Annotated in this window: 18 protein-coding genes; 7 read left to right on the top strand and 11 right to left on the bottom strand. The window is 71.1% G+C overall.

The window, feature by feature from the left end; genetic code table 11:
• The first annotated feature begins 52 nt into the window (after positions 1-52).
• Positions 53-1,588, top strand: a complete 1,536-nt coding sequence (locus SOM11_RS02370) for an alpha-N-arabinofuranosidase (RefSeq protein WP_192059482.1) — start codon at positions 53-55, stop codon at positions 1,586-1,588.
• 138 nt (positions 1,589-1,726) lie between these two features.
• Here SOM11_RS02370 and SOM11_RS02375 read toward each other — a convergent pair whose 3' ends face one another.
• Both SOM11_RS02375 and msuE read right to left on the bottom strand, forming a co-directional pair.
• The gene (locus SOM11_RS02375) at positions 1,727-2,131 is read right to left on the bottom strand and encodes a hypothetical protein (protein ID WP_320477079.1); all 405 of its coding nucleotides are present in this window, start codon (positions 2,129-2,131) and stop codon (positions 1,727-1,729) included.
• A 38-nt stretch (positions 2,132-2,169) separates the two neighbouring features.
• A complete protein-coding gene (msuE, locus tag SOM11_RS02380; RefSeq protein WP_320477080.1) occupies positions 2,170-2,856 on the bottom strand; it encodes an FMN reductase in 687 nt (228 codons plus the stop codon).
• Positions 2,857-2,928: 72 nt separating this feature from the next.
• On the opposite strand from msuE, the gene SOM11_RS02385 reads away from it, so the two are divergent.
• Positions 2,929-3,702 (top strand): class I SAM-dependent methyltransferase, encoded by a 774-nt coding sequence (locus SOM11_RS02385; protein ID WP_320477081.1) that lies wholly within the window; start codon positions 2,929-2,931, stop codon positions 3,700-3,702.
• 119 nt (positions 3,703-3,821) lie between these two features.
• On the opposite strand, the gene aztD is transcribed toward SOM11_RS02385, so the two are convergent.
• From aztD to aztB, 4 genes are read right to left on the bottom strand one after another with little or no spacing between them, the layout of a single operon-like run.
• Positions 3,822-5,081 (bottom strand): zinc metallochaperone AztD, encoded by a 1,260-nt coding sequence (aztD, locus tag SOM11_RS02390; protein ID WP_192059474.1) that lies wholly within the window; start codon positions 5,079-5,081, stop codon positions 3,822-3,824.
• A gap of 41 nt (positions 5,082-5,122) precedes the next feature.
• On the bottom strand, positions 5,123-6,097 hold the full coding sequence (gene aztC / locus SOM11_RS02395; RefSeq protein WP_414655437.1) for a zinc ABC transporter substrate-binding protein AztC: 975 nt from the start codon (positions 6,095-6,097) through the stop codon (positions 5,123-5,125).
• Positions 6,094-7,506 (bottom strand): ABC transporter, encoded by a 1,413-nt coding sequence (locus tag SOM11_RS02400; protein ID WP_320477082.1) that lies wholly within the window; start codon positions 7,504-7,506, stop codon positions 6,094-6,096. Before SOM11_RS02400 ends, aztC begins: the two co-directional genes overlap by 4 nt.
• Positions 7,481-8,428: a zinc ABC transporter permease AztB gene (gene aztB / locus SOM11_RS02405; protein ID WP_320477083.1), complete on the bottom strand. Its 948-nt coding sequence runs from the start codon at positions 8,426-8,428 to the stop codon at positions 7,481-7,483. Before aztB ends, SOM11_RS02400 begins: the two co-directional genes overlap by 26 nt.
• Before the next feature lie 51 nt (positions 8,429-8,479).
• Between aztB and aztA the strand changes: the two genes are divergently transcribed.
• From aztA to SOM11_RS02420, 3 genes are all read left to right on the top strand, one after another.
• Entirely contained in the window at positions 8,480-9,151 is a 672-nt protein-coding gene (gene aztA / locus SOM11_RS02410; protein ID WP_320477084.1) for a zinc ABC transporter ATP-binding protein AztA, read from the top strand.
• 162 nt (positions 9,152-9,313) lie between these two features.
• Positions 9,314-10,372, top strand: coding sequence for an amidohydrolase (locus tag SOM11_RS02415; protein ID WP_320477085.1), 1,059 nt, complete (start codon positions 9,314-9,316; stop codon positions 10,370-10,372).
• 83 nt (positions 10,373-10,455) lie between these two features.
• Positions 10,456-11,667, top strand: coding sequence for a kynureninase (locus tag SOM11_RS02420; protein ID WP_320477106.1), 1,212 nt, complete (start codon positions 10,456-10,458; stop codon positions 11,665-11,667).
• Positions 11,668-11,897: 230 nt separating this feature from the next.
• On the opposite strand, the gene SOM11_RS02425 is transcribed toward SOM11_RS02420, so the two are convergent.
• The 5 genes from SOM11_RS02425 to nrdH all read right to left on the bottom strand — a co-directional run bounded on the left by SOM11_RS02425 (position 11,898) and on the right by nrdH (position 16,979).
• Positions 11,898-12,863 (bottom strand): hypothetical protein, encoded by a 966-nt coding sequence (locus SOM11_RS02425; protein ID WP_320477086.1) that lies wholly within the window; start codon positions 12,861-12,863, stop codon positions 11,898-11,900.
• A 125-nt stretch (positions 12,864-12,988) separates the two neighbouring features.
• Entirely contained in the window at positions 12,989-13,990 is a 1,002-nt protein-coding gene (gene nrdF, locus SOM11_RS02430; RefSeq protein ID WP_055794231.1) for a class 1b ribonucleoside-diphosphate reductase subunit beta, read from the bottom strand.
• Between the two features lie 116 nt (positions 13,991-14,106).
• The gene (nrdE, locus tag SOM11_RS02435) at positions 14,107-16,212 is read right to left on the bottom strand and encodes a class 1b ribonucleoside-diphosphate reductase subunit alpha (RefSeq protein WP_320477107.1); all 2,106 of its coding nucleotides are present in this window, start codon (positions 16,210-16,212) and stop codon (positions 14,107-14,109) included.
• Between the two features lie 38 nt (positions 16,213-16,250).
• Positions 16,251-16,667: a class Ib ribonucleoside-diphosphate reductase assembly flavoprotein NrdI gene (nrdI, locus tag SOM11_RS02440; RefSeq protein WP_192059463.1), complete on the bottom strand. Its 417-nt coding sequence runs from the start codon at positions 16,665-16,667 to the stop codon at positions 16,251-16,253.
• 78 nt (positions 16,668-16,745) lie between these two features.
• The gene (gene nrdH, locus SOM11_RS02445) at positions 16,746-16,979 is read right to left on the bottom strand and encodes a glutaredoxin-like protein NrdH (RefSeq protein ID WP_055794227.1); all 234 of its coding nucleotides are present in this window, start codon (positions 16,977-16,979) and stop codon (positions 16,746-16,748) included.
• 330 nt (positions 16,980-17,309) lie between these two features.
• Here nrdH and SOM11_RS02450 point away from each other — a divergent pair, with 330 nt between their 5' ends.
• Together SOM11_RS02450 and SOM11_RS02455 are read left to right on the top strand one after the other, a co-directional pair.
• The gene (locus SOM11_RS02450) at positions 17,310-18,518 is read left to right on the top strand and encodes an MFS transporter (protein WP_243214829.1); all 1,209 of its coding nucleotides are present in this window, start codon (positions 17,310-17,312) and stop codon (positions 18,516-18,518) included.
• A 32-nt stretch (positions 18,519-18,550) separates the two neighbouring features.
• On the top strand, positions 18,551-19,381 hold the full coding sequence (locus SOM11_RS02455; protein ID WP_320477087.1) for an aldo/keto reductase: 831 nt from the start codon (positions 18,551-18,553) through the stop codon (positions 19,379-19,381).
• The last annotated feature ends 116 nt before the right edge of the window (positions 19,382-19,497 follow it).

Raw genomic sequence — 19,497 nt, forward strand, 5'->3', positions numbered from 1 at the left:
ACCACGACACCGCACACACGTCATCGCACGCCACGACCTCCTGAGGAGTCCCATGTCCACCGCCCGCATCACCGTCGACCGCGAGTTCACGATCGGCGAGGTCCCCCGCCGCATCTTCGGCTCGTTCGTCGAGCACATGGGCCGCTGCGTCTACACCGGCATCTACGAGCCCGGTCACGCCACCGCCGACGAGAGCGGCTTCCGCCACGACGTCCTCGAGCTGACCAAGGAGCTCGGCGCCACCGTGATCCGCTACCCCGGCGGCAACTTCGTCTCCGGTTACAACTGGGAGGACGGCGTCGGCCCGGTCGACCAGCGCCCCCGCCGACTCGACGGCGCGTGGCACACCGTCGAGACGAACGCCTTCGGCCTGCACGAGTTCGTCGAGTGGTCGAAGCTGGCCGGCACCGAGGTCATGGAGGCCGTGAACCTCGGCACCCGCGGCGTCGACGCCGCCCGCGAGCTCGTCGAGTACGCGAACCACCCCGGCGGCACCGCCCTCAGCGACCGCCGCATCGCCAACGGGGCGAAGGATCCGTTCGACATCAAGCTCTGGTGCCTCGGCAACGAACTCGACGGCCCGTGGCAGATCGGCCACAAGACGGCCACCGAATACGGCCGCCTTGCGCAGGAGGCCGCGAAGGCGATGAAGTTCGTCGACCCGACCATCGAGCTCGTCGCCGTCGGCAGCTCGGGTCGCGGCATGCCCACCTTCGGCGCCTGGGAGCACGAGGTGCTGACCCACGCCTACGACGAGGTCGAGTACGTCTCGATGCACGCCTACTACCAGGAGCACGACGGCGACGCGAAGAGCTTCCTCGCGACCGCGGTCGACATGGACGCCTTCATCGAGGAGGTCGTCTCGACCATCGACGGCGTCAAGGCGGCCGGCAAGCACAGCAAGCAGGTCGACATCTCGTTCGACGAGTGGAACGTCTGGTACCAGACCGGCCTCGACACCGACGACCAGCCGCACAACGTCTCGAAGGGCTGGGTCGAGCACCCTCGCCTGATCGAAGACCAGTACAACGTCACCGACGCCGTCGTGGTCGGCACGTTCCTCAACTCGCTGCTGCGCCACGGCGACCGGGTGAAGATCGCGAACCAGGCGCAGCTGGTGAACGTCATCGCGCCGATCCGCAGCGAGCAGGGCGGGCCGGCCTGGCGTCAGACGATCTTCTGGCCGTTCGCCCGCATGGCGGCGCTCGCGTCGGGTCAGATCCTCCGCACGCTCGTCACGAGCGACAAGGTCGACACGGCGAAGTACGGCGACGCCGACCTGGTCGACGTCAGCTCGACCTACGACGAGGAGACCGGGCGCGTCGCGTTCTTCCTCGCGAACCGCGGTCTGGACGAGGCGGCGGACGTCGAGCTCGCCCTGCGCGGGTTCTCGGGCGCACGCGTCACGCGCGCCGAGCTGCTCACGGTGCCCGAGGGCGGCGACCGCTTCACCTCGAATACCGAGCAGGCGCAGGACGCCGTCGGCCTGGTGCCGCTCGAGGGCGTCACCGTCGACGGGGGCTCGGCGCGGCTGACGCTGCCCGCCCTGTCGTGGGCCGTCGTCGAGTTCGAGGTCGGCAAGGCGTAGTCCCCGCGATCGTCACCGAGGAGGCGCGGCGCCGGTCCGACCGGCACCGCGCCTCCTGCGCTCCGCGAGACCCCCCGGAATCGACGAGACCCCCGTGCGCGCACGGGGGTCTCTGCGTTCTCGTGGGGTCTCGGCGATTCAGCCGCGGGGGCGGAACAGCCGCGAGATGCTGTCGCGCACCGACTCCTCGATGGTGTCGGTGAAGCCGTTCGCCATGCCGAGCGCGTCGGCGGGGGCGGAGGCCGCCGTCATCGACGCCACGAGACGCTCACCGTGGTACGCCCGCGCCGCCTTGACCGACGCGAAGCCCAGCCCCAGCGTCGCGGCGGCCTCGGCGAGCAGCTCGGTACGCTGTTCGTCGGTGCGGGTCAGCGCGTCGGCGAGGGCCGACACCGACGGGTCGTCGAGGCCGTCGGCCACCCACTGCTGCGCGCGGAGGGGCAGCCCCCCGGGGGCCAGCATGCCGAGCAGACGCTTCGCCTCGTCGTCTCGGAGCTCGGCGCGGGCGACCCCCGCGTCACGGGGCGTGGGCGAATCGGTCATGCTGCGACGATACCGGTCGGCCGGGCGCCGCCCGCGTCTCAGCTGTACAGCCGGGTCGGCGTCGCCGCGGCTCCCTCGAGCTCGGGCGCGACGTCGTCGTCCCGCTCGCCGAGCAGCTCGCGTTCGATGCGCTGCTTCTCTGCGATGCTCGACCGGATCAGGGGCAGCCCGCGCGCGATGGCGTTGCGGATCCGCTCCTGCAGCAGCGGGGCGGTGACGCGCCGGTCGGTGAAGTCGCTCGCGTGGGCGTAGACGCCGAGCGGCAGGGTCAGCGCCTGGAAGAACCCGAACAGCGGTCGCAGCGAGTGCTCGAGGATCAGCGCGTGCCGCTCGCTGCCGCCGGTCGCGGCCAGCAGCACGGGCACGTCGACGAGGGCGTACTGCTCGACGAAGTCGAAGAGGTGCTTGAACAGACCGGTGAAGGAGGCGCGGTAGACGGGCGAGGCGGCGATCAGCAGGTCGGCGGACTCGATGGCGCGGAGCTCGCGCTCGACGCGTTCGTCGAGCTGGTCGCGGGTGAGGGCGCCGGCGAAGAGCGGCCCGAGCTCGCTCACCCGGATGACGTGGCGCTCGATCGGCAGCACCTCGGCGAGCTCGTCGAGGATGGCGTCGACCAGGGCGTCGGTCTTGGACGGCGTGCTGAGGGTGCCCGACACGGCGACCACGCGGAGCGGCTGCGGACGGGCCGGCGAAGGAGCCAGGGGAGGCGTCGGTGGAGGCGTCATCCGGACCATGCTCCCCCTCCATGCGGCGTAACAGTCGCACTGTGACGCAATGAGTCGTGCGACAGTGAGCCGGTGACGCATCAACCACTCGAGCACGGGTTCGACCCGGCCAATCCCGATTCCGATCTCGCCGCGTCGTTCGGCCTCGCCGCCGACGTGTACGAGCGCGGCCGACCGTCGTACCCGACGGAGGCCGTCGAGTGGCTCCTCCCGAGCGGCGCCTGTCACGTCGTCGACCTCGGTGCGGGCACCGGCAAGCTGACCCGCGTGCTGCTCGGCCGGGTGCCGGCGGTCACCGCCGTCGAGCCGTCGGAGGGCATGCGGCAGCAGCTCGAACGGGTCGTGCCCGCGGCGACGTCGGTCGCCGGGTCGGCCGAGTCGATGCCGCTCGACGACGACTCGGTCGACGCCATGTTCGTGGCGCAGGCCTGGCACTGGGTCGACCCGGCACGGGCCGTGCCCGAGGTCGCCCGGGTGCTCCGCCCCGGCGGGACGCTCGCGCTGATCTGGAACATCCGCGACGAGAGCGTGCCCTGGGTGGCCGAGCTCAGCCGCGTGATGCGGCAGCCGCGCGAGCGCGACATGCAGTCGGACGCCCCACCCGTGGGCGCGCCGTTCGGCCCGATCGAACGGTACGACGTCGCGTGGGTGCACGAGATGGAGCGCGCCGACTTCCTCGACATGATCGCCTCGCGCAGCTACGTCATCACGCTGTCGCCCGGCGAACGCTCCGAGCTGCTGGCCCGGGTCGAGCATCTGCTCGACACCCACCCCGACACCCGCGGGCTCGCCCTCGTGCGGGTGCCGTACGTCGCCCGCTGCAGCCGCGCGGTGCTGCCCGGCTGACCAGCCGGCACCGCGCCTCCTCGGCTCCTAACCCGCCCGCCACCGGTCGGCGGGCACGACGACGCGAGCGGGACACCGCTGCCTGCGGTGCCTCGCTCGCGTCGCGATGCCGTTGGTGATCAGCCGGTGACCACCGCGATCTCGTTCGGGACCTCGGGCAGCTCGGTCGTGGCGAGCACCTCACCGGTGGCGACGTCGACCGCGTGGATCGACGACGCGGCCGTGTCGGTCACGTAGGCGGTGCCGCCCTGCACGATGAGGGCCGGGTGGGCGTCCTGCCACTCGGCCGGGCCCTCCCACGGGTCGATCACCGGGTACGAGGCGGTCTCGGCCCCCGTGGTCTCGTCGAGCACGTGCAGTGCGCCGTCGGTGCCGAGCACGACGATCTCGTCGTCGGGGCCGCGGGCGACGTCGCGCCAGGTGTACTCGACGCCGTCGGGCAGGTCGACGACCGTCGCGGTCTTCGCCTCGGTGTCGGTCAGCACGAGCCGGTGCAGCTCGTAGCCCTCGGCGTCGGGGTCGTCGTTGTAGTCGCCGACCGCGATGGGCGACGTGTCGGTGACGTACGCGTTGCCGGTGCGGCCGTAGGCGTCGGGGGCATCGATCTTGGTGAACGCCCCGTCGTCGTAGACCAGCACGCCGTCGGTGCAGCCGAAGACGACGCGCTCGTCGGCCGCGGTGCCCTCGCCGTGGACGGACGGGCAGTCCTCGCTGCGGGCGATCTCGGTGCGGTCGGCGTCGAGCGCCCGCACGCCGGTGCGCTCGTCGGGGGTGCCGATCGTGGTCAGCAGGGTGCCGTCGGCGAGCTCGATCGAGACGCCGTGGTGCGCCTCCGGCGAGGAGATCGTCTCGGTCTCGGGCAGACCGCCGCTCGTGTCGAGCAGATCGGCGGAGTCGAAGACCGTGGTGTCGCCCGTGCCGTCGGCGAAGAGGATCGTCCGGCCCTCGTGCCGCACGACGTGCCCGGGGGTGTCGCCCTCGAAGACGAGGTCGGTCAGCTCGGGGTCGGCGACGCGGTGCGCGCCGTCGGCGGTGGTCCAGGCGCCGGTGTCGAGCACCTGCCAACCGCCCGCGGTCGAGACCAGCACGTGGCGACCGTCTCCGGCCGGGTTCAGCCGGTTGAAGCCCGCGAGGTCGATGTCGGCCTCGGTCTCGAGGGTCGCGCCGTCGAGCACGTAGAGGCCGCCGTCGTAGGTGAGGGCGATGCGCGGCTGGGCCGAGTCGACCTCGGCGCCCGCGGTCGTCGACGGGTCGTCCGCCGCCGGGCCGGAGCCCGACGAGCAGGCGGTGAGCAGCAGCGCCGACGAGGCGACGGCGGCGAGGGCGAAGGAGGCGCGGCGCACGCGGCGCGGTCCCCTGCGGTCGAGGAGGTGGTTCATGTGTTCCTTTCGGTGGGGGCCGGTCGCCCGGACGCGAGGCGTCACGGCGACAGGCCGGTGGCGATGCGCTCCGTGTTCGTGCGCATCATCTGGAGGTAGGTCTCGGCGCCCTCGCCGGGTTCGCTGAGCGACTCGGTGAAGAGGTCGACGACGGCGACGTCGACCCCCGCCTCGTCGGCCAGCACCCGGGCGAGGCGGTCGGGCTGCGACGAGTCGGCGAAGATCGCGCGCACACCGGTGCGGTCGATCGCCGTCACGAGGTCGTCGAGGTCGGAGGCGCTCGGCGCGGCGAGGGTCGTCCCGCTCGGCACGACCGCTCCGATCACGTCGAAGTCGTAGCGCTCGGCGAGGTAGCCGAAGACGTGGTGATTCGTCACGAGGGCGCGCTGGCCCTCGGGGATGCCCGCGAACGCGGTGGTCATCTCGGCGTCGAGGCTCTCGAGCTCGGCCGTGTACCGGTCGGCGGCGGTCTCGAGCGCGGTGACGTCGACGTCGTCGCCGAGCTCGGTCTCCAGGGCGTCGGTCACCCCCGCGACGACCTCGACCATGCGGGTCGGGTCCGTCCAGAAGTGGGGGTCGTCGAGACCCTCGGCGTCGCCGTCGGCGTACACCAGCGGATCGATCAGGTCGCCGGCCTCGACGGTCGGCACGCCGTCGGCGGCAGCCGCGTCGACGTGCTGCTGCAGACCCTCCTCGAGCCCCAGCCCGTTGCTGACGACGAGGTCGGCCGTGCGGATGCGGGCGGCCTCCTGCGCCGAGATCTCGAACGAGTGCGGGTCGGCGTTCGGGCGCATCAGCGTCATCACCTCGACCTGGTCGCCGACGAGCTCGCCCACGACGTCGCCGAGGATGTTGGTGGTCACCACCACGAGCGGGCGATCCGCGGCCGGCGTCGCGCAGCCGGCGAGCAGGCCGATCGCGAGCATCGTCGCGGTGGCTGCGGCGGTCGTGCGGGCGACCCTCCTGGCGGTGGCGGTCGCGGCGGTGGCGCGCGCGGTCGTCCGAGCCGCCCTCATCGGCCGGTCTCCGCGGCGAAGGACGGCGCGTCGACGTGGTCGAAGGTGCGCGACACCCGGCCGCCGTCGGCGTAGTCGATCTCGAAGACGGCGCCCTCGAGCGGGCCGTTCAGGTAGGCGCGGCTGGCGTCGACCGAGAGCGAGACGCCGTCCAGGGCGGTGTCGTCTGCGACGGTGGAGGGCAGCAGGGGGTCCGTGGTCGCGACGACCCCGTCGTCGCCCGTGAGCACGACGACGCGCCCCGAGGCGTCGAGCCCGACGACGTGGCCGTCGGAGTCGTCGACGGCCGACACGCGCACGAGCGGCGCGGGGGTCTCGACGAGCGACCAGCTGCGCTCGCGGGTGTCGAGCAGCCAGGCGCCCCGGTCGCCCGCGACCGCCGCGACGGTCGGTCGGCCGCGACGTCCGTCGAAGGCGACGGCGCGCTCGTCGGCCGCGACGGCCTCGGGGTACGGGATGCGCTCGAACACGACCGGAGCGGAGGCCGCGGCGTCTGCGGCGTCCGCATCGGCGTCGGCCTCGCCCGACCCCTCGCCGGTAGCCCCCTCGCCGTCGCCGGCATCGGCCGCGGCCTCGCCCGTCGTAGCGAGCAGGGCCCCGTCGGCGCAGCCGATCACGACGCCCACGCGGGTCTCGATGCTGCCGCGCGGGTCCACGCACTCGGCCTCGGCCCCGTCGACGGGTCGCCCCTCGCGGTCGAGCACCGCGACGACGTCCGGCCCGAGGTCGGCCACGGTGCTCGACAGCAGCGAGTCGCCGAACGGCACGAGCACGCCCTCGTCACCGGTCGCGGCGGCGCCGTCGAAGCGGGACACCTCGTCGATCTCGCCGGCGCCCAGCGCCTCGGTGTCGAGCACGATCTGCTCCCCCGAGGCCGGGAACCGCACGGTGGTGAGATCCGCGCCCGGCACGACCCGCGCCTCCTCGGCTGCCCCTGCCGTCGCCTCGATCGAGCCGACCTGCCGGGCCTCGGCGCGGTAGTAGTGCGAGTGGTCGCCGTGGTCGACGGTCCACACCCCGGTGTCGACCACGTCGACCGTTCCGGAGGCGCGGGTCGCGAACACGAACCGCCCGTCGGTCGAGAGACCGTCGGCCGGCTCCAGCTCGGCCACCGTCTCGTCGTCGCCGGTGAGCAGGTCGAGCAGGTCGACACGGCCCTCGGGGTCGATCGTGGCGAGTCGGAGCTGCGGTTCGCTGCCCTCGCTCGCTCCCTCGACGTAGCCGTGCGGGGTCGAGGCGTCGGTCGGCGCGGCGTCGTCGGAGCCGGTGTCGGAGCCGGACGACGAGCCGGGGGCGCTGCACGCCGTGAGGACGACGAGCGTCGCGGCGGTCGCGGCGACGAGCGCGAGCGGACGGGTTCGGCGAAGGGGGCGCCGGGTCGGGTCAGACGAGGGGTCGTTCGGGTGCACGGAGGCCTTTCGGACGGGTCGGCGTGCCGACGGGGGCTGAGGTAGGCGTGCCGACGGGGGCGGAGGGTGCCTCGCCGGGAGGAGGGGTCGCTCCCGGGCGGACCGCGACGGCGGAGACGAGGCGGCGGACGACGGCCGAGAGCGGCACGAGTGCGACGGCCACGCCGGCGATCGAGGCCCCGGCTGCCGTCCCGGCGTGCCAGGAGACGAGCAGCCCGACGAGGGCCGCGAGCGATCCGAACGCGGTCGCGAGCAGCATGGTCGAGGGCACCCGGCGCACCCAGTGCCCGGCGGCGACGGCCGGGGCGAGCAGCAGGGCGACGACGAGCAGCGACCCGACGGCCCCGTACGACGCCACGACGGCGATCGTCACGAGCCCGACCAGCGCCACCCGGGCGAGGCGGGGTCGGAGACCGAGGGTCGAGGCGAGGCGCTCGTCGAACGCGAGGGCCACGAAGGGGCGGTGCAGCACGGCGGCCACCAGCACGACGAGCACCAGGGCGCCGGTCATCAGCAGCAGGTCGCTCGTCGAGATCGCGAGCACGTCGCCGAAGAGGATGGAGGTGACGTCGGTGGCGAAGGTCCGCGAGCGCGACACGATGACGACGCCGAGCGAGAGCATGCCCACGAAGAGCAGCCCGATCGCGGTGTCGGCCCCGATCTTCGCCCGCCGCTCGACGACGCCCACACCGACGCTCATCACGAGGGCGCTGACTGCCGCGCCGACGACGACGGGCAGGCCGAGCAGCGCGGCGAGCGCGACGCCCGGCAGCATGCCGTGGGCCATCGCCTCGCCGAGGAACGCCATGCCGCGCAGCACGACCCACGTGCCGACGACGCCGCAGATGGCGGCGACGAGCACGCCGCCGAGCAGGGCTCGGAGCACGAAGGAGGCGCTGAGGGGATCGGTCAACCAGGTCACGATCGACGACTGTACATGAAAACGATTATCACTATGGATAGGCTGGGGATCATGAGCACGCCGCCCTCCGCCCCTCCGCCGTCACCCCTGGCCGTCCGCGGGCTGACCGCCGCTCACGACGATCGGCGCGTCGCACTGCACGCGGTCGACCTCGAGCTGCCGCGCGCCGCCGTCACCGCGCTCGTGGGGCACAACGGCTCGGGCAAGTCGACTCTGCTGGCCGTGCTGGCGGGCACGCACCTCCCGACGAGCGGCTCGGTGGACCTGCCGGGCGTGTCGTCGATCGCCTGGGTGGTGCAGCGCAGCGCGGCCCCCGACCGGCTGCCGGTCACGGTGCGCGACGTCGTCGGCATGGGCCGATGGCGCTCGCTCGGGGCCTGGCGCCGCCCGACCCGCACCGACCGCGCGCTCGTCGACGGAGCCCTCGAGCGGCTCGGCCTCGGCCCGCTCGCCGCGCGCCCCTTCGGCGAGCTCTCGGGCGGGCAGCGGCAGCGCACCCTGCTGGCGCAGGCGCTCGCCCAGCAGGCCGACCTCGTGCTGCTCGACGAGCCGGAGGCGGGGCTCGACGCCGACGCACAGGGCATCGTCGCCGAGGTGGTCGCCGCCGAGGTCGCCCGCGGGGCCACCGTCGTGCACGCGACCCACCACGAGTCGTCGGCGGGTCGGGCCGACCGGGTCGTGCACCTCCGCGACGGGCGGGTGATGCGCGTCGCCGATCGCTGAGGAGCGGAGCGGGCCCGGTCTGCGGTGCCGGCACCGCGCCTCCTGGGCTCCCCGCACCCGACGAGCGGGCGGAACGGGCGACTCCGGCCGAGGCGGGCCGCCGGCCACGACCGCTTCGGCCGGACACGCCCGCTTCGCCGGGCGGCAGCATAAAGTCGACCCATGACCCAGGAGGCGCGGTTCGTCACGGTCGATCACGCCTGGTCGGGTGCGTGGTCGGGTCGCTCGGTGGTGCGCGTCTCGGGCGACATCGACCTGCTCGGTCCGCCCCGCGCCGTGCACGACGGCCTGCCGCATCTGCCCGGCACCCTGCTCGCGCCCTTCACGGACTCGCACGTGCACCTCGGGCTGATCGATCCCCTCGCCCTCGCGGCCGGCGGCATCGCCCGGGTCGACGACCTCGGCTGGGACCCGGACACCGCGTCGCTCTGGCCCGAGCACGGGCGCCTCGACCCCCGCTGGCCCGAGGTGCGCGTCGCCGGCGGGCTGCTCTGCCCGCCCGCCGGCTACCCGAGCCGCGCCGGGTGGGCGCCCGACACCGCGGCCGTGGTCGTGACCGACGCCGCGAGCGCGAGACGCGAGGTCGAGCGGATGCGCGACCTCGGGGCGTCGTTCGTCAAGATCAGCCTCAACTCCGACGTCGGGCCGGTGTTCGACGACGTCACACTGCGGGCGATCGTCGACGCCGCCAACGAGCATCTGCTCGTGCCGGTCGCTCACGTGCAGGGGGTCGGGCAGGCCCGTCGCGCTCTCGCGGCCGGAGTGGCCCGCTTCGCGCACACCCCCTTCAGCGAGCGTCTCGACGACGAGCTCGTCGAACGCCTCGCCGCGCGCACCAGCTGGATCAGCACCCTCGACATCCACGGACACGGCCGAGGAGGCGCGGCGCACGACATCGCCGTCGCGAACCTCGCGAGGTTCCGGGCCGCCGGCGGTCACGTGCTGTACGGCACCGACCTCGGCAACGGCGACCTGCCCGTCGGGGTGAACGCGCGCGAGCTGCGTGCCCTGCAGCGGGCCGGGCTCGACCTCGATCTGCTGCTGCACGCGCTCACGGCGGGCGCTCAGCTCGGCGGGGCGGGCGAGAGCGGTCGCGGCACCTCGCGAGCCACCTGGATCCCGACGCCGCCGCCCCGACCCGACGACCCCGGTGCCGCCGCCGACTGGCTGGCCACTGCCACCGTGATCACCCCCGACACCCTGCTGGAGAAGACCTCGTGACCCGCGCCTCCTCGACCCCCGGCCCTGCCGCCTCCTCCGCCGCCGTCGTCTCTGACGCCGCCGACTCCGCCGCCGCTCCCCCGATGCCCGAGCTGCCGTCCGAGCAGCTCGACGCCGCCGACCCGCTCGCGCGGTTCGTCGACCGGTTCGCACCGGCCGGCGACGTCGTCTCGTACCTCGACGGCAACTCGCTCGGCCGGCCGCTGCGGGTCACGCCCGATCGGATCGCGTCGTTCGTGCGGCACGACTGGGGCAGCCGGCTGATCCGCTCGTGGGACGAGCAGTGGATGGCACGGCCCACCGAGCTCGGCGACCGGATCGGGGCGGCGGCACTCGGGGCCGCCGCAGGGCAGACGGTCGTGGGCGACTCGACGACGGTGCTGCTCTACAAGGCGATCCGGGCGATGCTGGCGGCGAGGCCCGACCGTCACGAGATCGTGATCGACGACGACCAGTTCCCGACCGACCGCTTCGTCGTCGAGGGCATCGCCCGCGAGCGGGGGGCCACCGTGCGGTGGGTGCACGTCGACCCGGCTCTCGGCGTCACGGTCGACCTGCTGGCCGACGTGGTCGGGCCGGACACCGCGGTCGTGCTCGTCAACCACGTCTCGTACCGTTCGGGCTACCTGGTCGACATGCCCGCCATCACACGACTCGTGCACGACGCGGGCGCGCTGGTGCTGTTCGACCTGTGCCATTCGGTCGGCGTCGTGCCGATGCGGCTCGACGAATGGGGAGTCGACGTGGCCGTCGGCTGCACGTACAAGTACCTGAACGGCGGGCCCGGGGCGCCGGCGTTCCTCTACGCGCGGATCGATCTGCTGCCGTCGCTCGAGCAGCCGATCCAGGGCTGGATGGGAGCGGCCGACGTGTTCGCGATGGCCGACGGCTACACGCCGGCGTCGGGCATCCGGCGGTTCATCAGCGGCACCCCGCCGATCGTCGGCATGCTGCCGCTGGGCGACATGCTCGAGCTGGTCGAGGAGGCGGGCATCGACGCGATCCGCGCCAAGTCGCTCGCGCTGACGGACTACGCGTTCGAGCTGGTCGACGCGTGGCTGGTGCCGCTCGGGGTCGAGGTCGCGACGCCGCGCTCAGCCGAGTCGCGGGGCAGTCACGTGACGGTGCGGCACCCGGCGTTCCGAGCCGTCGTGGCTGCGCTCTGGGAGGAGGGAGTGGTGCCCGACTTCCGCAACCCGGACGGGCTGCGCATCGGACTCTCCCCGCTCTCGACGACGTTCGCCGAGGTGCGGCTCGGCGTCGCGGCGATCCGCACCGCGCTGCTCGCAGCCTGACGCCGCGCTGCTCCCCGCCTGACGCCGCGCCGCGCTCTTAGTCACCTGACGCCGCGCCGTGCTCTTCGTCACCTGACGCCGCGCTGCCCGCCGCTACGCACCTCGCCGAAGAACCGCGTTCGCGAAGATGAACCGCCGTATATCGCGGTTCATCTTCGCGAACGCGGTTCACGGCGTCGCAGACGGTGCTGCGGTGCGGCCGCACCGCGGTTCATCTTCGCGAACGCGGTTCACGGCGTCGCGGACGGGGCGCCGGTGCGGCCGGTGCGGCCGCGCAACCACGCCAGCACCGGGCGACGCGCGACCAGGCCGGCAGCCGCCAGCACGGCGGCGAGCACGACCGGACTCCAACCCGCCGTCGAGACGAGCGCCGAGGTGAACACCTGCCCGGCCATGTCGACCATCTCGAACGGGTAGCTCGCGTACACGCGGGTGCCCGCGGCGCTCGAGACCGCGGTGATCGCCGCCGGTCCGATCCAGAGAGCGAGCAGTGAGACCGCAGCTCCGACCGCCCGGCCGAGCGTGGACGTCCCCGCCCAGACGACGGCGGCCGCCACGAGCACGGCGGGCGACCAGCGGAGGACCGCCTCCGCTACGGGCACGGCTTCGGTGATGAGCGAGAACGGCGGGTAGACGAGGGCGTGACCCCATTCGACGACGGCCACGGCGCCGACGCTGAGACCGACGACCGCCGCCCCGCGCGGAGCCCGCGCGATGAGGAGCAGCACGACGACTCCGAGGGCGATCCCGATGGCGGCGGCGGCTATGACCGCGGCGAGGTAGACGACGGACGCAAGGCTGTCGGGCAGCCCCGCTCTGACGGTCGTCGTGCTCTGGATGAGCGCGACGAGCTGCGCGCCGACCGTGCCGACGAGGAGCGCGATCACGGTGCCCCGTCGATGACGGACCCCGGTCGCGCGGACCACGAGACCGGCCACGGCGGACCCGGTCACGAGCAGCGCCGCCTGGAGCGTGAGGGCGTACTGACTGAAGGGCAGCAACGACACGGGCATGGCATCGGGTGCGGCCGTCACGCCGTCGGGGGCGACGACGGGAGTCGTCCAGAGGTTCTGCAGAGGGAGGCGCGCCCCGGTCAGCAGCCAGGGCAGCAGCCCGAAGGCGACCGCCACCACCCCGAGGCCGGCGCAGATCATGATGAGGCGCAGATCGATCGGTGCTCGTTCCCCCGTGGTCATGCTCAGACCCTATCGGGGACGTCTCCCGGCACCGAGACGACGACGGCGGGCGACCACGGAAGATCCGTGATCGCCCGCCGTACGAGCGGGGCGGGGCTCGGAGCGAGCCGCGCCTCCTGCGGGGGTTAGAAGTCCCAGTCCTCGTCTTCGGTGGTGACGGCCTTGCCGATCACGTACGACGAGCCCGACCCCGAGAAGAAGTCGTGGTTCTCGTCGGCGTTCGGCGACAGCGCCGACAGGATCGCCGGGTTCACGTCGGTCGTCTCTTTCGGGAACATGGCCTCGTAGCCGAGGTTCATCAGCGCCTTGTTGGCGTTGTAGTGCAGGAACTTCTTGACGTCCTCGGTCAGGCCGACCGAGTCGTAGAGGTCTTGCGTGTACTGGATCTCGTTCTCGTAGAGCTCGAAGAGCAGGTTGAACGTGTAGTCCTTGATCTCCTGCTTGCGCTCTTCGGAGGCGCCTTCGAGCCCCTTCTGGAACTTGTAGCCGATGTAGTACCCGTGCACGGCCTCGTCACGGATGATGAGGCGGATCAGGTCGGCCGTGTTGGTGAGCTTCGCCCGCGACGACCAGTACATCGGCAGGTAGAAGCCGCTGTAGAACAGGAACGACTCGAGCAGCGTCGAGGCGACCTTGCGCTTCAGCGGGTCGTCGCCCGTGTAGTAGTCGAGGACGATCTGAGCCTTCTTCTGCAGGTTCGGGTTCTCGACCGACCAGCGGAAGGCGTCGTCGATCTCGGGCGTCGACGCGAGGGTCGAGAAGATCGACGAGTAGCTCTTGGCGTGCACCGACTCCATGAACGCGATGTTCGTGTAGACGGCCTCTTCGTGCGGGGTGATCGCGTCGGGGATGAGGCTGATCGCGCCGACGGTGCCCTGGATGGTGTCGAGCAGGGTCAGACCCGTGAACACGCGCATGGTGAGCTGCTGCTCTTCGGGCGTGAGGGTGTTCCACGACTGGACGTCGTTCGACAGCGGGATCTTCTCGGGCAGCCAGAAGTTGTTGACCAGGCGGTTCCAGACGTCGACGTCTTTCTCGTCGTGGATGCGGTTCCAGTTGATCGCGCTGACGGACTTGATCAGAGGGATCGACTTGCCGGTCGCGTGGACCGGGTCGGTGATGGTCATGACATGCCTTTCGAAGACAGGATCGGGAGTTCAGGAGGCGCGGGTCGGGTTTCGTTCCCGACCCGCGCCGTCGACCGGAGGCTGTGCGCCGCCGTGGGGCGACGCGGCGACCGGCTCTAGAGCATGCAGCTGACGCAGCCGTCGACCTCGGTGCCCTCGAGCGCGAGCTGACGGAGGCGGATGTAGTAGATCGTCTTGATGCCCTTGCGCCATGCGTAGATCTGGGCCTTGTTGATGTCGCGCGTCGACGCGGTGTCCTTGAAGAACAGCGTGAGCGAGAGACCCTGGTCGACGTGCTGCGTGGCCGCGGCGTACGTGTCGATGATCTTCTCGGGGCCGATCTCGTAGGCGTCGGTGTAGTACTCGAGGTTCTCGTTGGTCATGAACGGCGCCGGGTAGTACACGCGACCGAGCTTGCCCTCCTTGCGGATCTCGATCTTCGACGCGATCGGGTGGATCGACGACGTCGAGTGATTGATGTACGAGATCGAGCCGGTCGGGGGCACCGCCTGCAGGTTCTGGTTGTACAGACCGTGCGCCATGACGCTGGCCTTCAGCTCACGCCAGTCGTCTTGCGTGGGGATGGCGACCTGGGCGTCGGCGAACAGCGACGCACCGCGAGCGGTCGAGGGGACCCAGACCTGCTCGGTGTACTTGTCGAAGAACTCGCCCGACGCGTAGGTGCTGTCGGCGAAGCCGCCGAAGGTGACACCGCGTTCGATCGCGATGGTGTTCGAGGCCCGCAGGGCGTGGAACAGCACCGTGTAGAAGTAGATGTTCGTGAAGTCGATCGCTTCTTCGCTGCCGTAGTGCACGTGCTCACGGGCGAGGTAGCCGTGCAGGTTCATCTGGCCGAGGCCGATGGCGTGCGACTGGTCGTTGCCGACCTCGATCGAACGGACCGATGCGATGTGGCTCATGTCGCTGACCGCGCTGAGACCGCGGATGGCGGTCTCGACGGTCTTGCCGAGGTCGGGGGCGTCCATCGACAGCGCGATGTTCATCGAGCCGAGGTTGCACGAGATGTCTTTTCCGATCTCGTTGTAGCTCAGGTCTTCGTTGAACGTCGTGGGCGTGTTGACCTGCAGGATCTCCGAGCACAGGTTCGACATGTTGATGCGGCCCTTGATCGGGTTCGCCTTGTTGACCGTGTCTTCGAACACGATGTACGGGTAGCCCGACTCGAACTGGATCTCGGCGATCGTCTGGAAGAAGTCGCGCGCCTTGATCTTCGTCTTCTTGATGCGCGAGTCGGCGACCATCTCGCGGTACTTCTCGCTGATCGCGACGTCACCGAAGGGCACGCCGTAGACCTTCTCGACGTCGTACGGCGAGAAGAGGTACATGTCTTCGTTGTTCTTCGCGAGCTCGAACGTGATGTCGGGCACGACGACGCCGAGCGACAGCGTCTTGATGCGGATCTTCTCGTCGGCGTTCTCGCGCTTCGTGTCGAGGAACCGCATGATGTCGGGGTGGTGGGCGCTCAGGTAGACCGCACCGGCACCCTGACGGGCGCCGAGCTGGTTGGCGTAGCTGAAGCTGTCTTCGAGCAGCTTCATGACGGGGATGATGCCCGACGACTGGTTCTCGATCTGCTTGATCGGCGCGCCGGCCTCGCGGATGTTCGAGAGCGAGAGGGCGACGCCGCCACCGCGCTTCGACAGCTGCAGCGACGAGTTGATGCCGCGCGAGATCGACTCCATGTTGTCTTCGATGCGCAGCAGGAAGCAGCTGACGAGCTCGCCGCGCTGGGCCTTGGCCGTGTTGAGGAACGTCGGCGTCGCGGGCTGGAATCGACCCGCGATGATCTCCTCGACGAGGTCGACGGCGAGCTTCTCGTCGCCCTGGGCCAGACCGAGGGCGGTCATGACCACGCGGTCTTCGAAGCGCTCGAGGTAGCGCTTCCCGTCGAACGTCTTCAGCGTGTACGACGTGTAGTACTTGAACGCGCCGAGGAACGTCTGGAACCGGAACTTCTTCGAGTACGCGAGGTCGTTGAGCTTCTCGACGAACGAGAAGTCGTACTGCTCGATGGTCGCGGCCTCGTAGTACTCGTTCTCGACCAGGTAGTCGAGACGCTCGCGCAGGTTGTGGAAGAAGACCGTGTTCTGGTTGACGTGCTGCAGGAAGTACTGCTTCGCCGCCTCACGGTCTTTGTCGAACTGGATCTCGCCCGACGGACCGTAGAGGTTGAGCATCGCGTTGAGGGCGTGGTAGTCCATCCCGGTGGTGCCCGCCAGGCCCTGCCCGGGCGCGGCGATCAGTTCGAGATCATCGACTGCTGAATCCAAAATTCTTCCAATCCTGTGTGTACGGCGTTGACGTCGTCTGGTGTTCCGAAGACCTCGAAACGGTAGAGAAGGGGAACCTCGCATTTGGCGGCGACGATGTCGCCGGCCAGGCAGTAGCCCTCTCCGAAGTTGGTGTTGCCCGCCGCGATCACGCCTCGGATGAGGCGCCGGTTGCCCTCGTCGTTGAGGAACCGGATGACCTGCTTCGGGACGGCGCCCCGCCCTTCGCCGCCACCGTAGGTGGGCAGGACGAGGACGTAGGGGTCGGTGGCGTGGAGTGCCGGCTCGGACGGGAAGAGCGGGATCCGCTCCGCCGGCACACCCAGCTTCTCGACGAACCGCCGGGTGTTGCCCGAGACGCTGGAGAAGTAGACGAGGTTCGTCATGGCCGAGGCCCTCCTGCGTGGTCGGTGGGTGGGCACGGGCTCCGTCGTGACGACGTCGACCCGGCGCACCCGGGTGGGTCAGGAGATGCGCGCGGCCAGGCCGGCGATCTTGTCGGGGCGGAATCCGCTCCAGTGGTCGTCGTCGGCGATGACCACGGGGGCCTGCAGGTAGCCGAGGGCCTTGACGGTCTCGAGCGCGGCGTCGTCGGCCGTGACGTCGAGGATGTCGTACTCGATGCCCTTGTTGTCGAGGGCGCGGTACGTGGCCGTGCACTGGACGCAGGACGGCTTGGTGTAGACGGTGATGGCCATGGGATCCCCTGTGTTCTGGCCGGCTTTCGAGGCCGGGTCTGGTGGTTCGCGGGCCACGGTGCGTAGTGCCCGTGGCGACTCTTCGATACTACATCTAGTGGCCGACACTGGCACGCGCAACTAGATGCGGTGTTACACGGGTGTAACTCTCATACGGCTGACTTTCCACAGGGTCTCCCACAAGTTGCCAACAGTTCTGCGGGTGTTGTCCCCGTTTCCGGTGAGTTCTCCACATCCTTCTCCCCACCTCCGACATTCGAAACGGGCTGTCCCCACTTCGGGCCGACGGCGTGTCGCGACGACCCCGTCCGCTCGTAGACTTGTCCCCTCGTGAGCACCTATTCGACCCTGCTGAAGACGCCCGGCGTCTCGCGCATCATCGCGGCCCAGCTGACCGCGCGCTTCCCGTTCGGCATGCTGTCGCTCGCGTTCCTGCTGCACGTCGAGCACGTGCACCACTCGTACGCCGCCGCCGGCCTCGTCCTGGCCGCGACGAGCATCGGCCAGGCCATCTCGGGCCCGCTCACGAGTCGCTGGATGGGCCGCTGGGCCATGCGCCCCGTGCTGACCCTCACGCTGATCGTCTGCTTCGCGTCGATGATCACCTTCACCCTGGTCGACTTCTCCGTGCCGGCGTTCATGGCGCTCGGGTTCGTGACCGGCCTCAGCGTGCCGCCGGTGCAGCCGGCCGTCCGCACCATCTACCCCAAGATGGTCACCTCGAATCAGCTCACCCCGCTCTTCTCGCTCGACGCCTCGGCACAGGAGATCATCTGGGTGGCGGGTCCGGTCATCACGACCTTCGTCGGCACCCAGGTCGGCACGCAAGAGGCCATCTGGCTCGCCGCCGCGTTCCTCGTCGGCGGGGGCATCTGGTTCATCGCCTCGCCCGAGGTCGGCCGGGTCCGCATCCCCCGCAGCAAGCGGGCCTTCGGCAAGGTGCTGGCCCGCCCCACCGTGCTGCTCGCCACCGTCGCCGGGTTCCTGCTCATCGGAGCCTGCGCCGCCGTCGAGGCCGGTGTCGTCGCCCTCTTCGGCGAGGGCAGCGCCGACTCGGGCATCGCACTGGCGATCTTCGCCGCCGGCTCGCTGGTCGGCGGGCTCGCGCTCGGGCACGTGCCGGTCGGCCCCTGGGCCCTCGCCCGTCGACTCGCCATCGTCTTCGTCGGCATGACCCTCGCCGTCTTCATGACCGGGCTGTGGCCGCTCAGCGTCACCCTGCTGATCGCCGGCGTGGGCATCGCGCCCGCCCTGGCCGTCATGTTCGCCATCGTCTCGTCGAGCGTCAAGTTCAGCGACACCGCCGAGGCCTACGGCTGGGCGGGTACCGGCCAGCTGATCGGCTCGGCGCTCGGCTCGGCCATCGCCGGCTTCTACATCGACCGCATCGGCGGGCAGGGCGGCCTGATCGTCGCCGCCGTCTTCGCACTGGTCGGCATGCTCGTCGGCATCGCGTTCCACAGGTCGCTCCCCGATCTGCGCGGTCGCGACGCCAGCCCGCTGCCCGACACCGAGCCGGTGGCGATCCAGCCCAGCTGACCCGCGCCTCCTCGGGCTGGCAGGATCGACGCATGCCCGACATCCAGATCCCCCGCGTCGCACTGAACGACGGCACGACCATCCCCCAGCTCGGACTCGGCGTCTACAAGGTCGCCGACGACGAGGCCGAGAGGGTCGTCCGCATCGCCCTCGACGAGGGCTACCGGCACATCGACACCGCGACCCTCTACGGCAACGAGGCGGGCGTCGGGCGAGCGATGCGCGCCTCCGGCCTCGACCGCGACGACGTCTATCTGACGACCAAGGTCTGGAACACCGAGCACGGCTACGACGAGACCCTGCGCGCGTTCGACGAGAGCCTCCGCCTGCTCGACACCGACCACGTCGATCTGTACCTCATCCACTGGCCCGCGGCGAGCCGCGACCGGTACGTCGAGACCTATCGGGCCCTCGAGACCATCCGCTCCGAGGGGCGGGCGCGGTCGATCGGCGTCAGCAACTTCCAGGTGCCGCACCTCGAGCGGCTGCTCGGCGAGACCGACGTCGTGCCGGTCGTCAACCAGGTCGAGGCGCACCCGTGGCTGCCCCAACGCGAGCTGCGGGCCTTCGGCGACGGGCACGGCATCGTCACCGAGGCGTGGTCGCCGCTCGCCCGCGGGCGGATCCTCGACGACGAGGTGCTGCTCGGCATCGCCGATCGGCTGGGCGTGAGCGTCGCGCAGGTCGTGATCCGCTGGCACCTGCAGCACGGTCTCGTCGTGATCCCCAAGTCGGCCACCGCGTCGCGCATCCGCTCGAACCTCGACGTGTTCGGCTTCGAGCTCGACGACGCCGACCTCGACGCGATCGCCGCCCTCGAGTCGGGGCGGCGCACCGGGTCGCACCCCGACGACGTCGACTGACCCGCGCCTCCCCCGCGTTCTCCCGTGCGCGCCGGGGTCGCCGGTGTCGCCGTAGCCGTGGTAGCCGGGGTCGGGCGGGTTCCCGTCATCGGGGGCGGGTCAGCGCTGACCCGTCG

The organism is Frigoribacterium sp. CFBP9029, from assembly GCF_034045305.1.
Classification (GTDB): domain Bacteria; phylum Actinomycetota; class Actinomycetes; order Actinomycetales; family Microbacteriaceae; genus Frigoribacterium.